Here is a 12,518-nt window from a genome sequence, read left to right as displayed (position 1 = left end):
CTATCGTATTCCGATCTTGCGTTTGACCTGCGGTGCGTATTGGCGGGAGATGACGATCCGCTCGCCGTTTTCCAACGTGGCCAGCATCCTTCCGTTCAGGTCGGGAGAAAGGGCGCCTATCCTGCGGAAATTCACGATGCAGTTCTTCGATATGCGTAGGAAGTCGCAGTCGGAGAGCCTTTCCTCCATCTCGTAGAGCTTCAGCCGCGTTTCGAGCACGGCGTCGTTCGTGTAGAAGAAGGTCCGCCCGTCGATCGATTCGATGTACAAGACGTCCTCTACGCTCACAACGAGGGTCTGTCCATTCGCATACCCGGTGATCTTGCGGTCGTGCATGCGGAGCCGCGCCACGATATCCAGCACTTCCTGATCGGTCCTGGCGCACAGGATGGTGATCTCGATGTCCTGGGCGGAAGGCTGCTCGTCGATTGTTATTCTCATCCCAACTCCTTTCGGTGGGACCATCTTACGGTTTCGCAAGGGGATGAGGGATTTCGTGCGGCCAAGTTGCCCAGGGGCGGATGCAAGTTGCACGTATGATCGGCAACATGCCAGAACCGCTCCGGCCTGGCGGACGCCTTGCGGATACGGAGGGGGATCGGCCCTCCGTATCCGGGTTGCTCCGCTTTCCCCGCAATCGCTGAGAATTCAAGTTAATAACGAGAAAATTTTCATAGCTTACCTCATTTGATGGAGAAAGATGCTGTATAAGTATTTCTGGGTTTATAGGCCCTCCGTCGGTTTCGGCTGTGACTTTTCCAGTGAAGCGAAGATGGAGCACGAGAAGGAGAGAAAAAGGAATGAGAAAAGGGAATGCAGTGCCCGAACCCGCGGTTCGAAGATTTGGGCGGAGGTGCTCGGCGGGCGTGTTCGGCGCTCTTCTGGGCTTCTCGCTGGCTTTCGGGCCGGTCGCAGCTCACGCTGAAAACGTGCCCAACAACGGAACCTGGGACGAGAAAGAGACGGTTCTGAACAAGGATGCGGCCGCCGCTGCCGCTACGGTTACCCCTGCGAAGCCGGTCGCTCCGGCGGGCTTCCAGTTCAATCAAGGAGCGAACCTCGAGACGTTTTTGATCTACCACCTGTCGCAGTCCGAGGATGCGACCCTTCCCTCTGACGGTGCATCGGGGTCGTTCAACAAGAGGTTCGGCACCGACTGGTACATCACCGCCGCCATCGATAGGACCGGGGCGGACAAGTCCCTGCACGTCCAGCTGGTCGACAAGGCCGACGGCAACAAGGTCATCGAAGAGAAGGTGATCCCCGCCGGGCAGACGGTGCAGTTCGACGCGATAAAGAACAAAGCACAGGGTTCGGCCTTCAAGTTCACCATCAACTACAAAGAGACTGTGTTCACGGGTGCAAACGGAGAGCAGGCTCCTTACCGCGATATGAAGATCACGTCCGGCGTGGGTGGTAGCACCAAGAGCACGGTCGTGTATTCCTCCGTCGAGCCGAAGAAGCAGAGCGAGGAAGTCAACGACTTCTCGGGCATCGTTCCCATCCTGAGCCCGAAGCAGACGACCGAATACAGGGAGAAGAAGACGGGCGATCTGCTGGCTTCTTACACCCAGACCGGCCAGATCTCCGGCGACCTGTACACGATTGCCGACGCAGCGGAGTTCCAGCGCTACGAGCTTATCGAGTCACCCCAGCCCACTGAGGGCACGCTCGGTTCGAGCTACGCCGTCGGATCGACGTTCATCACCTACCGTGCAGACTACAGGGTGGGCGCTGCGAAGGTGGTCGTGGACAACGACGGATCGATCAGGTTCATACTCTACGCAGTCAATCCCGATCATCCGAACTTCAAGCAGAATTACAACAGGGCCGATACGCCCACGGCAGACGAGCTTCAGATCCCGCTGGTCATGAGCCTTCTCAAGGACGATTCTCTGACGGGCGAGGAGAAGTACGCGAGGATCAACAGGCCCGACGCTCCCTACCTTGTGACCTTCGTCTCCGAAGTGACTGCTCCTAACGAGTACAACTCGGAGAAGAACGCCTTCACGGGCTCGGATTCTTGGTCGCACAAAACGACCAAAAAGTGGCAGCCGGTGAAAGCCGCTGGCTTGGACGTCAACACGGACGTAACCGACACCTTCACGGTGAAGCTGGGTGCGTTCACGACCCATCCCAACGCGCTTTTCAGGTTCGGTCAGTACCATTTGGTGAACGACGAGGGCAAATTCATCGATCTCGATGGCACTGTTACGGATAAGCCTTCCGTCTCCATCGGCGGCATGGAGCAGGGAATGGTCAATTCCAACTCCCTGAACGTTCAGAACGTTTCCTATTACTACGCCGGCAAGGGCGGAGTGAAGGTCTTCTACGTCGACACCAAGGGCAACGTGATCAAAGACAGCGTCACCATTGTCGATTACGGCAACTCCGGTGCCCAGTACAGCACGGAAAAGGCCAGGGAAAACAAGATCGTCACGTCCGACGGCAAGGTCTACTACTACAAGCAGATCGACAAGACGAACCTGAGGCCGGCATCCAAGCCCACCGATAGCGACAAGCGCGACGTCGAGACGACTCCCGAGGAAAACGGCCAGATCAAGCAGGATACCGTGCTTGAGGTCACCTACGTGTACGAATTGGCCGGCAACGTGAACGTCAACTACATCGACGAGAACGGCAACGTCATCAAGGATCCGGTTCCCGATGTGGAAAACGGCAAGCCCGGCGACCCTTATGACACCGACAGTGACAACAAGCCCAATAGGATCACGACGTCTAACGGGAAGACCTACGAGTTCAAAGAGGTGTTCAAGGACTCCGAGCCCACTACCGGCGAGGTAGAGGGCGGCAAGACCAAGGAGATCACCTACGTGTACCGGGAGATCACCCCGGATCCCGAGACGCCCGTGGTGACTTCGGAAGACAAGCCCAAGCCTGGGAAGGTGTCCGCCAGCGCTGAGAAGCCTGCGACCATCGCTCCCCGCACGGGCGACTCTGCCGGCGCTTTCGCGTTTGCCGGGCTACTCGCCCTTTCTGCCATGGGGCTGGCGTTCTCTGTGTACAGGACGCGCTTCGGCAAGTAACCGCACGTAAAGTCCGGTTGACCGAACCCCCTGCGATCATAAGGTCGCAGGGGGTTTTTGCGTGAGGGCCCCTGAAAAAGGGGCGGTCGCGCGGGGTTTCCGGGGCGGCTGAATCGTCGGATACTCTGTTTTCCCCACCGAAGCTCCGGCGCGCGGGTTAAGATTCCAGGTGCAGGTTTCGTTGGCGGGAGGTTCGACATGCGAAGAGGCGACAGGGAAGTGGTCGGAGAGGACCGCATCCGCGAGATCCTCGACAAGGGGGGTGTGGTTCGCATCGCGTTCAACGACGGCGACTTTCCCTACATCGTCCCGATGAACTACGGCTACGACCTCAGCGAGGGCCGTCTCGTCCTGTTCACGCACGGGGCCCTCGAAGGGCGCAAGGTCGATCTGGCGCGGCGCAACCCCAACGTCGGGTTCGAGATAGACTGCGAGGTAGCGTCGTTGTCGGGCGGGGACAATCCGTGCAGGTACAGCGCGCATTACTCCTCGATCATCGGCTTCGGGCGCCTGTCGGTCCTCGAGGACCCCGCAGACAAGATCGCCGGGCTCAAGTGCCTGATGAAGACGCAAACCGGGCGCGATTTCTCCTTCACCGAGCAGATGGCCCGCCCCGTGAGCGTGTTCAGGCTCGATTGCGCGGGGTTCACGGCCAAGAGCAGGCAGCCGTGACGGTCGACGCGAAGGCGATGCCCGATCGAGTGGCCGCGTGCATCGACGCGCATGGGCTTGCGCAGCCCGATGCGCCGGTTTTGCTGATGGTGTCGGGCGGGTCCGACTCGACGGCTCTGGCCTATCTTGCAGCCGACCTGCATCGCCGGGAAAGGCTGGGACCGCTTGCCATGCTGCATGTGAACCACAGGCTGCGCGGTGTCGATTCCGATGGGGACGCCGTGTTCGTCGCCCGGCTCTCCGAGCTGCTGAGCATCCCTCTGTTCAACTGTGAGATCGATGTGGGCGCTCTGACCAGGGAGGAAGGGGGCAACCTCGAGGCGGTCGCCCGCCGCGAGCGCTATGCCGCCGCCAGCGAGGCGCTCAAGAGCCTGTGCATGCACGAAGCCCGTCCGCTTGCGCAGGGCCGCATCTTCACGGCCCATACCGCCGACGACCGCGTCGAGACGTTCTACATGCGCTCCATCGTGGGCACGGGGCCGGGGGGCTTTCGTTCGATGAGGTACCTGAACGGGCGCATCGCGAGACCCTGCCTCGACGTGGGTCGCGACGACCTGCGCGCCTACGTGCGCTTTCTCGCTTCGGCGGGAGAGCGGGTCGTGCGCGACGAAGAGGGTGCGCTGTGGCGCGAGGATGCGACCAACGCACACACCGATCGGTTCCGGGCCTACGTGCGCCACGAGGTCGTTTCGCGGGCAAAAGAGCGAAATCCCCAGCTCGCTCAAACGCTCGTGCGCACGATGAACCTCATCGCGGACGAGGACGACTACCTGAACGGCCAGGTGGACCGCCTGTTCGACAATGTGGTTTCGTGGATCGCGGTCGACGAGGCCAACGGGCCGGATTTCGGTGCGGGCTTCGTCCTGTCGCCCGAGATGGGAAAGGCCCATCCTGCGCTCGGCCGCCGCGTTGCGGTTCGCGCGCTGGGTCTGATGCTGCCCGAAGGGGCCCGCGTCGAGGCCGCGTCGGTCGAATCCGTGCTTGCCGGCTATGCGGACGGGCGGATGAACAGCGGGTATGTTTCGAACATCCAGGGAAATCTGGCGGTGAGCGCCAACAAGCGGGGCGTGCGGGTCGAGCCGATGGCGGCGTTTCGCACGCGTCGCAACAAGAAGAGCTGACGATCGGAGCGACGTCGAGCCTCGGAAGGAGAATGGGAAAGCGTATGGGACAGAAAGCCGATCGGCCCGCCGAGGCCAACGGGGGTGTCGCGTCCGAGCAGCGCGGTTGCGGGGCGCTCGGCGCCGAGGCCGCCGTGGTCGGGGAGGTCATCGATTTCGAGATCGTTTTGGCAAGCGCCTCTCCGCGCCGCCGCGACATTTTGGAGCAGGCCGGCATTCCTTTCACCGTTTGCGCCAGCGACGTGGACGAATCGCTGGAGCCCGACGATCTGGCGCAGCCCGTGGAGGCGGCCAAGAAGCTCGCCCAGCGCAAGGCGGGCGCTGCCGTGCAGGAGGTCCTGGGGGTCGATTACGTGGGATCGCTCATCGTCATAGGCGCCGATACGGTGGTCGATTGCCGGGGCGAGATCTTTGGCAAGCCGAAAGACGCCGAAGATGCGAAGCGCATGCTGCGGCGCCTGTCGGGACGCACGCATCAGGTGCATACGGCGGTTTCGGTGTGGATGATCCACGCGCCCAACGCAGAAGACGTGTCGCTGGGATACCGCACGTTCTCCGACACCACGCACGTCCGGTTCAAAGAGCTGGCCGAACGAGACATCGAGGACTACCTCGCCCAGGGAGAGTCGTTCGACAAGGCGGGCGCCTACGCCATCCAGGGGCGGGGGGCGGCGCTGGTCGAGGGCATCGAGGGGTACCGCAGCACGGTGGTGGGCTTTCCCATCGAGCGCGTCTTGGACGAGTTTCCCGACATTGCGCGCATGAGGCGCATGTAAATATCGTACCTTCTGGTGCGCCGTAGCCGTATCGTAAGGTGCCCTGATGAGCCCAATGGTAGAATACCGACGATACTGAACAGCTTAGATGCCTGCTCATCAGCGATGTTGGGCGGCTCTTCGTTTTTCCGAGAAGGATGTCGAGCGTGGATCAAGACGTCGAAGAGATTCTGTATACCGAAGACGAGATCAAGCAGCGCGTTGCCGAGATCGGGGCGGCTCTCACCGAAGAGTACGCCGAGAGGGCCGCGCGCGGCGAGGAGATCGTTCTGATCTCGGTCCTGCGCGGTGCGGCCATCTTCATGGCCGATCTGGCGCGCGAAATCAAGCTGCCGGTCGAAATGGACTACATGGCCATCTCGTCATACGGCTCCGGAACCAAGAGCTCGGGTGTCGTGCGCATTCTGAAGGACCTATCGTCCGAGATCAGCGGCAAGCACGTCATCGTTGCCGAGGACATCCTCGATTCCGGCCTCACGCTCACGTACCTCCTGAAGAACCTCGCCTCGCGCGAACCTTTGTCGATCGAGGTGGCCACGCTTCTTCGGAAGAACACGAAGGCCCAGGCCAAGATCGACTGCAAGCATGTGGGCTTCGAGTGCCCCGACCGGTTCATCGTGGGCTACGGTTTGGACTACGCCGAGAAGTACAGGAACCTGCCTTATATCGGCGTCCTCAAACCCGAGATCTACCAGTAACGGTGAAGCCCGCCTGATGCCACAGGCGGGCGTTTCGATATTCTAGGCAACAGGGCAGACGCATCTTGTCTGCGGAAGGTAAGGCGCCATGTCAAACAACAGCAAGAAAAAACCCCCGATCGAGGGTGCGAATCTGCGCACCGCCATCATCAGCGTCGTCCTGTTCGCGTTCGTGGCGTTTTTGGCCGGACGGCAGTTCTTCGCCATGACGGGCTCCGACGGGAAGCCCACCGACAGCCTCATCACGTCCGAGTTCGTCCAGGCGGTCGAGCAGGATCGCGTGGTCTCGGTCACCTACGACGCCGGCTCCCACACGGTGAGCGGAACCTACTATCCGGCCGTCACGGCGGGCTCGACAGCGGCCGGCGCCTTCAACAAGTCGTTTGCGGCCCTGGGCGCGCTTGCGAACGCCGAGGCACCGGCGGGGGTCAGCCTTCAGGGCATCGCCACCGAGGCCATCGAGAGCAAGCAGCTGGGCACCGAGCGCAAGTACACCTCCACCTACGTCGGTCAGGACTCGCTCATCAACCTGGTGACGAAGCACCCCAACACCACCTACCAGATCAAACTGCCCTCACCGTTCGCCGACATCCTCACCACGCTTCTGCCGATCCTCATCATGGGAGCGCTTCTGTGGCTGTTCCTCACCCAGATGATGAAGGCCCAGAACTCCCAGATGGGGTTCGGGCGCGCTAAGGCGAAAAAGACGATGGAGGAGCGCCCCGACGTGAAGTTCTCCGACGTCGCCGGCGTGGACGAGGCGGTCGAGGAGATGCAGGAGGTCAAGGACTTCCTGGCGAACCCCGAAAAGTACCGCCAGCTGGGAGCCAAGATCCCGCGCGGCTGCCTTCTGGTGGGCCCTCCGGGCACCGGCAAGACGCTTCTGGCGCGCGCCGTGGCCGGCGAGGCCGGCGTCCCGTTCTTCAGCATTTCGGGCTCGGACTTCGTCGAGATGTTCGTCGGCGTGGGCGCAAGCCGCGTGCGCGACCTGTTCCAGCAGGCCAAAGAGGCCTCGCCCTCGATCATCTTCATCGACGAGATCGATGCGGTGGGCCGCCAGCGCGGTACCGGTCTGGGCGGCGGGCACGACGAGCGCGAGCAGACGCTCAACCAGCTGCTGGTCGAGATGGACGGCTTCGAGAAGAACGACTCGGTGGTCCTTATCGCCGCCACCAACCGCTCCGACGTCCTCGATCCGGCGCTGCTGCGCCCGGGCCGCTTCGACCGCCAGATCGTGGTGGATGCACCCGACGTGCGCGGCCGCGAGAAGATCCTGAAGGTCCATGCCCAGGGCAAGCCGCTGGGCAGCGACGTCGACCTGAAGGCCGTGGCGGGCATCACCCCGGGCTTCACCGGCGCCGACCTCATGAACCTCATGAACGAAAGCGCCCTTCTCACGGCGCGCCGCGGGAAGAAGGTCATCACCCAAACCGAGGTGAGCGATGCGATGGAGCGCATCATCGCCGGTCCCGAGCGCAAGGGCCGCGTGATGAACGCCGAAACCAAGAAGACCATCGCCTACCACGAGAGCGGTCACGCGCTTGTCGGGTTCACGCTCGACCACGCCGACCCGGTGCACAAGATCTCGATCATCTCGCGCGGACGAGCGCTGGGATACACCCTGTCCATCCCCGAAGAGGACAAGGTGCTCTCGACGGTGGGCGAGATGAAAGACGAGCTGGCGGTGTTCATGGGCGGCCGCGTGGCCGAGGAGATCTTCCGCGACGACTTCACCACCGGGGCCAGCAACGACCTCGAGCGCGCTACGAAGATGGCCCGCGCGATGGTCACCCAGTACGGCATGTCGCCCGTGCTGGGACACCAGGTGTTCGGCCAGCCCAACCACGAGGTGTTCCTGGGCCGCGATTACGGCAACACGCAGGATTACTCGGACGAGACGGCCCGCGCCATCGACGCGGAGGTCGCGCGCATCCTGAAAGAGGCGCACGATCGGGCCTACGAGATCCTCTCGGCGCGCAAGGACCAGATGCATAATATGGCGAACGTCTTGCTCGAGCGCGAGACGGTGGAGGGCGAGGCGTGCCAGGCCCTGCTGGAGGACAAGTGGGACGAGTACGTGGCGCGCGAGCCCGAGCTGCTCGCCCAGCGCGAGCGGGAAGAGGCCGAGGCCCGCAAGCGCGACGAAGAGGAGGCGAAGGCCCGCGCCGAACGCGAGCGCATGGCGGGCGTTCCCGGAATGGAGGGCTTCGATACCGCCGCCCCTGCGGCTCATGCGGGCGAGCCGGCGATCCCCGGGATGGAGTCCCCCGTCGCGCGAACCGAAGCTTCCGCCCCCGATGCCTCGGACGCCCGATCCGGTGAAACGAGTGCGGACGGCTCTGCCGGCGCGCCTCGCGACGCAGCTGGGGACAAGCGGCAGGACTAACGGATCGTCTCGAAGGAGATCGTCGCATGTGGCGCTGTTCAACCTATGAATTCGATGAGAGGATGCCCATTATCATGGGCATCCTCAACGTTACGCCCGATTCGTTTTCCGATGGAGGGCAGCACAACCGTCCGGACGACGCGATCGACCACGCTCTGAAGCTGGTCGAACAGGGTGCCCACATCATCGACGTGGGCGGGGAGTCCACCCGTCCCGGCGCGGCCGAGGTTCCCATCGAAGAGGAGCTTCGCCGCACGGTGGGCGTCGTGGCCGAGCTTTCCCGGCGCGGCGTGTGCGTGAGCATCGATACGCGCCATGCCGAAGTGGCCCGCGCCTGCGTGGCGGCCGGCGCGGCGATCATCAACGACGTGTCGGGTTTCCGCGATCCTGCCATGGTGGATGCGGCCGCAGCCTGCGATGCGGGGCTGGTGGTCATGCACATGAAGGGCGAGCCTTCGACCATGCAAAACGATACGTCTTACGTCGATGTGGTCGCCGAGGTGCGCGACTACCTGGCCCGTCGCGCAGGCGAGCTGGAGGCTTCCGGCATCGCGCGCGAGCGCATCTGCCTGGATCCCGGTCCCGGTTTCGGAAAGACGCCCCAGCAGAGCCTCGAGCTTATGCGCAACCTCCAAGAGCTGGTGCGGCTGGGGTATCCGGTTATGACCGCCGCGTCGCGCAAGCGCTACGTCGGGTTTGCCTACGGCATCGACGATCCGAAAGATCGCGACGTCGCCTCGGCTGCCGAGGCGCTTCTCGGCTGCGAGCTGGGAGCCACGATCGTGCGCACGCACAACGTCGAGGCCACCGCATCCGCGCTGAGGGACCTGCGCCCGCTCGCGGTTATCGCGTTGGGCTGCAACGTGGCCCTGGTCGCCCAGCCCGGGGAAGAGCGGGAAGCCAAGATCGCCCAGCTGAACATGGCTATCGGAGCGCTGTGCACGCTGCCCGACACCGATATCGTCGACATCTCGAGCTTCTACGAGAGCGAGCCGGCCTACTACGAGGATCAGGATCCGTTCGTGAACGCCGTCGCGCTCGTGCGCACGGGGATCGCTCCGAAAGAGCTTCTGGGCTATCTGCATGCGATCGAGAACAGCCTGGGCCGCGTGCGCGAGATACCCAACGGCCCGCGCACCTGCGACCTGGATATCGTCGACTACCAGATGTACGTGGCCGACACCGAGGAGCTGACGCTGCCCCATCCGCGCGCCCTCGAGCGCGATTTCGTGGTGAGGCCCCTGTCCGAGATCCGTCCGAACTTCGCGTTCGCCGACGGCTCGACGCTTTCCGACGCCGACGTGAAGTACGGCGCGGCGGTTCGCATCGGCTGAGGCAGAGGGGTCGGGGCTGCATCATGGGGCTGTTTCGCCTGACGGTACGGGATTCGGTGACGTCCACCAACGACTTGGTGAAGCGGGCGATAGACGAAGGCGCGCCCGAAGGGCATGCCGTGCTGGCTTTCTCCCAGAGCGCCGGCTACGGGCGGCAGGGACGCGTTTGGGCCAGTCCGTACGGCGGCATGTACCTGTCGTTTCTGCTGCGCCCTTCCGTGCCGGCCGATCGGGTCGCCACGGTGGGCCTGGTGGTCGCGCTTTCCGTGCGCTCGGCGGCGCGCAAGGTTTTCCCGACGGTTGAATCCCAGGTGAAATGGCCGAACGATATCGTGTGCGCAGCGGGCAAGCTGGCCGGCGTCTCGTCTGAGTACCGCAAGGGCGCTCTTTGCATCGGGGTCGGCGCGAACGTGGCGGTGCCCGAGGGCGATCTGGACGTGGGCGGGAAATACGTGCCGGCGTATCTGTCGGACGCGTCGGTTGAGGCGGGCACGTTCGACAGATACGCGATCGAGCGGTTCGCGCGGGCCGTGCTCGAAGAGCTCGAGCCGCGCTACCTGCAGTGGTGCGCCTGCGGGTTCGAGCCGTTCGCAGACGAGTACCGCGCCTGCCTGTCTTTGATCGGCGCGCAGGTCGAGGTGGTGAACCGTGCAGGCGGCCCGATCGCCCGAGGGGCGGTCGAGGGCATCGACGCGCAGGGCCGCCTGCTCGTGCGCGCGGATGGGGGCGGCCTTTCGGCCGTGGCCTCGGGCGAGGCCCACATCGCGCGCATCGGGCGTTCCTAGGCCGCTACTTCCCGAACACCCGGGCCGATACGGAGTCGATGCGGGCGACGACGTCTGCGCGCTCCATCAGCTCGAAGCTCTCGAACAGCGGGGGAGAGACCATGTTCCCGCACACCGCGACGCGCACGGGCTGGAACACCATCTTGGGTTTCAGGTCCAGCGTGTCGCACAGGCCGCGTACCTTCTCTTGCAGGCTCTCGCATTCCCAGGCGTTCGATTCGTCGGCGATGATGGCGCGGGCGGCTGCCAGAACCTCGTCGGCGCGGGCTCCGTCTTTGGCCAGCACCTTCGCCACCGATTTCTCGTCGAGCTGGGGCACGTCGCTGCCCCAGAACAGGAAGGCCAGCTTTTCGGGCACCTCGTCGAGGCGGGTGAGGCGCTCGGCCAGAAGCGGGTAGGCTTTCGATGCCCAGTCGGGGTGCGCCGAGAACCACTCTTCGGTCGCGCCCGCCTGCTCGATCCAGGGCCTGGCGGCGGCCTCGAAGGCCTCCGGTCCCATTTCGCGGATGTAGACGCCGTTCATCCAATCCAGTTTGGTCTCGTCGAACACGGCGTCTTTCTTGGTAATGCGGTCGAGGTCGAACGACGCGCACAGTTTCTCGCGGTCGATGATGGTGGTTTCGCCGTCAAGCGACCAGCCCAGAAGCGCGAGGAAGTTGACTACGGCATCGGATAGGTAGCCGCGGTCGCGGTACTCCTCGACGCTGGTGGCCCCGTGGCGCTTCGAGAGCTTCTTGCCGTCGGCGCCCAGGATCATGGACAGGTGGGCGAAGGTGGGAACGGGCCGCCCCAGGGCCTCGTAGATGAGAATCTGGCGCGGGGTGTTGGACAGGTGATCGTCGCCGCGGATTACATGGGTGATGGCCATATTGGCGTCGTCGCAGACCACGGCGAAGTTGTAGGTGGGGCTGCCGTCGCTGCGCACGAGGATCATGTCGTCCATGACCTCGGCGGGAAAGCTCATATGGCCGTAGACGGCGTCGTCGAACTCGATGGGGCCGTGATCGTCGGGAACCCTCAGGCGCCAAACGTGCGGCTCTCCCGCCTCTATGCGCCGCGCCGCTTCGGCGGGATCGAGGTCGCGGCAGGTGCGGTCGTAGCCAGCGTATCCGCCTTCGGTCGCCTCGGCCGCCGCGCGCTTCTCGTCGAGCTGCTCTTTCGTGCAGAAACAGGGGTAGGCGGCACCGCTTGCCTTCAGCTGCTCGAGGGCTGCGGTGTAGGTGTCCATGCGCTGCATCTGGCGGTACGGGCCGAACGGTCCGCCCACCTCGGGGCCCTCGTCCCAATCGAGGCCGAGCCACTTCATGGCGTTGAGGATGACCTGGACGTTTTCCTCCGTGGAGCGCTCGGGGTCGGTGTCTTCGATGCGCAGGATGAAGTCGCCGCCCTTGGCGCGCGCGTAGGCCCAGTTGAAGATGGCCGTGCGGGCGCCTCCGATGTGCAGGCGGCCGGTCGGCGAGGGTGCGAAGCGGACGCGCACCTTCTTCTCGGAATCAGTCATGGTCATGCCTCTCGTCATAGGCTCGAAGCCCGGTAACTTCCAAACGTTAAGACTTTACCAATTCGACGTGCGATCGGCCATTGCCGGTCCTGTTTTTCTCGGAGTTCACAAGGGAGGGCGCGCTTGGCGGTCGCGTCGGGTGCGCTCGGGGACCGTCTGCCGGCGCGCATGAGAGGTCGGGGCGGAGGGGAGTCGGCC

General features: G+C 63.7%; 10 protein-coding genes. 8 read left to right on the top strand and 2 right to left on the bottom strand.

Features of this window, described 5'->3' with window-relative positions; translation table 11 throughout:
* On the bottom strand, positions 1–441 hold the full coding sequence (locus JI75_RS06635) for a LytTR family DNA-binding domain-containing protein (RefSeq protein ID WP_039689697.1): 441 nt from the start codon (positions 439–441) through the stop codon (positions 1–3).
* 425 nt (positions 442–866) lie between these two features.
* Here JI75_RS06635 and JI75_RS06630 point away from each other — a divergent pair, with 425 nt between their 5' ends.
* From JI75_RS06630 to JI75_RS06595, 8 genes are all read left to right on the top strand, one after another.
* On the top strand, positions 867–3,047 hold the full coding sequence (locus JI75_RS06630) for a MucBP domain-containing protein (protein ID WP_039689695.1): 2,181 nt from the start codon (positions 867–869) through the stop codon (positions 3,045–3,047).
* A gap of 198 nt (positions 3,048–3,245) precedes the next feature.
* The gene (locus tag JI75_RS06625; RefSeq protein WP_039689692.1) at positions 3,246–3,719 is read left to right on the top strand and encodes a pyridoxamine 5'-phosphate oxidase family protein; all 474 of its coding nucleotides are present in this window, start codon (positions 3,246–3,248) and stop codon (positions 3,717–3,719) included.
* On the top strand, positions 3,716–4,840 hold the full coding sequence (gene tilS, locus JI75_RS06620; protein WP_039689690.1) for a tRNA lysidine(34) synthetase TilS: 1,125 nt from the start codon (positions 3,716–3,718) through the stop codon (positions 4,838–4,840). Before JI75_RS06625 ends, tilS begins: the two co-directional genes overlap by 4 nt.
* Before the next feature lie 44 nt (positions 4,841–4,884).
* On the top strand, positions 4,885–5,616 hold the full coding sequence (locus JI75_RS06615; RefSeq protein WP_082019877.1) for a Maf family protein: 732 nt from the start codon (positions 4,885–4,887) through the stop codon (positions 5,614–5,616).
* 137 nt (positions 5,617–5,753) lie between these two features.
* Positions 5,754–6,314: a hypoxanthine phosphoribosyltransferase gene (hpt, locus tag JI75_RS06610; RefSeq protein WP_039689688.1), complete on the top strand. Its 561-nt coding sequence runs from the start codon at positions 5,754–5,756 to the stop codon at positions 6,312–6,314.
* Positions 6,315–6,402: 88 nt separating this feature from the next.
* Positions 6,403–8,700 (top strand): ATP-dependent zinc metalloprotease FtsH, encoded by a 2,298-nt coding sequence (ftsH, locus tag JI75_RS06605; protein ID WP_082019799.1) that lies wholly within the window; start codon positions 6,403–6,405, stop codon positions 8,698–8,700.
* A 62-nt stretch (positions 8,701–8,762) separates the two neighbouring features.
* On the top strand, positions 8,763–10,034 hold the full coding sequence (folP, locus tag JI75_RS06600) for a dihydropteroate synthase (protein WP_240993147.1): 1,272 nt from the start codon (positions 8,763–8,765) through the stop codon (positions 10,032–10,034).
* Between the two features lie 23 nt (positions 10,035–10,057).
* Positions 10,058–10,819 carry a biotin--[acetyl-CoA-carboxylase] ligase gene (locus tag JI75_RS06595; RefSeq protein WP_039689683.1) on the top strand — a complete coding sequence of 254 codons (762 nt, stop codon included), beginning with the start codon at positions 10,058–10,060 and terminating at the stop codon, positions 10,817–10,819.
* Positions 10,820–10,823: 4 nt separating this feature from the next.
* On the opposite strand, the gene gltX is transcribed toward JI75_RS06595, so the two are convergent.
* Positions 10,824–12,320 (bottom strand): glutamate--tRNA ligase, encoded by a 1,497-nt coding sequence (gene gltX, locus JI75_RS06590; RefSeq protein WP_039690720.1) that lies wholly within the window; start codon positions 12,318–12,320, stop codon positions 10,824–10,826.
* Positions 12,321–12,518 lie beyond the last annotated feature (198 nt).

The sequence above is a fragment of the Berryella intestinalis genome (assembly GCF_000814825.1).
In the GTDB taxonomy this organism is placed as follows: domain Bacteria; phylum Actinomycetota; class Coriobacteriia; order Coriobacteriales; family Eggerthellaceae; genus Berryella; species Berryella intestinalis.
The sequence above is the reverse complement of the archived record's forward strand: the minus strand, read 5'-3'. Positions and strand labels throughout refer to the sequence as shown.

Excerpts from the sequence above, each read along its gene's own strand:
- JI75_RS06635 (WP_039689697.1), bottom strand. The coding sequence starts at position 441 with ATGAGAATAACAATCGACGAGCAGCCTTCCGCCCAGGACATCGAGATC.
- JI75_RS06625 (WP_039689692.1), top strand. The coding sequence starts at position 3,246 with ATGCGAAGAGGCGACAGGGAAGTGGTCGGAGAGGACCGCATCCGCGAG.
- JI75_RS06615 (WP_082019877.1), top strand. The coding sequence starts at position 4,885 with ATGGGACAGAAAGCCGATCGGCCCGCCGAGGCCAACGGGGGTGTCGCG.
- hpt (WP_039689688.1), top strand. The coding sequence starts at position 5,754 with ATGTCGAGCGTGGATCAAGACGTCGAAGAGATTCTGTATACCGAAGAC.
- ftsH (WP_082019799.1), top strand. The coding sequence starts at position 6,403 with ATGTCAAACAACAGCAAGAAAAAACCCCCGATCGAGGGTGCGAATCTG.
- folP (WP_240993147.1), top strand. The coding sequence starts at position 8,763 with ATGCCCATTATCATGGGCATCCTCAACGTTACGCCCGATTCGTTTTCC.
- JI75_RS06595 (WP_039689683.1), top strand. The coding sequence starts at position 10,058 with ATGGGGCTGTTTCGCCTGACGGTACGGGATTCGGTGACGTCCACCAAC.
- gltX (WP_039690720.1), bottom strand. The coding sequence starts at position 12,320 with ATGACTGATTCCGAGAAGAAGGTGCGCGTCCGCTTCGCACCCTCGCCG.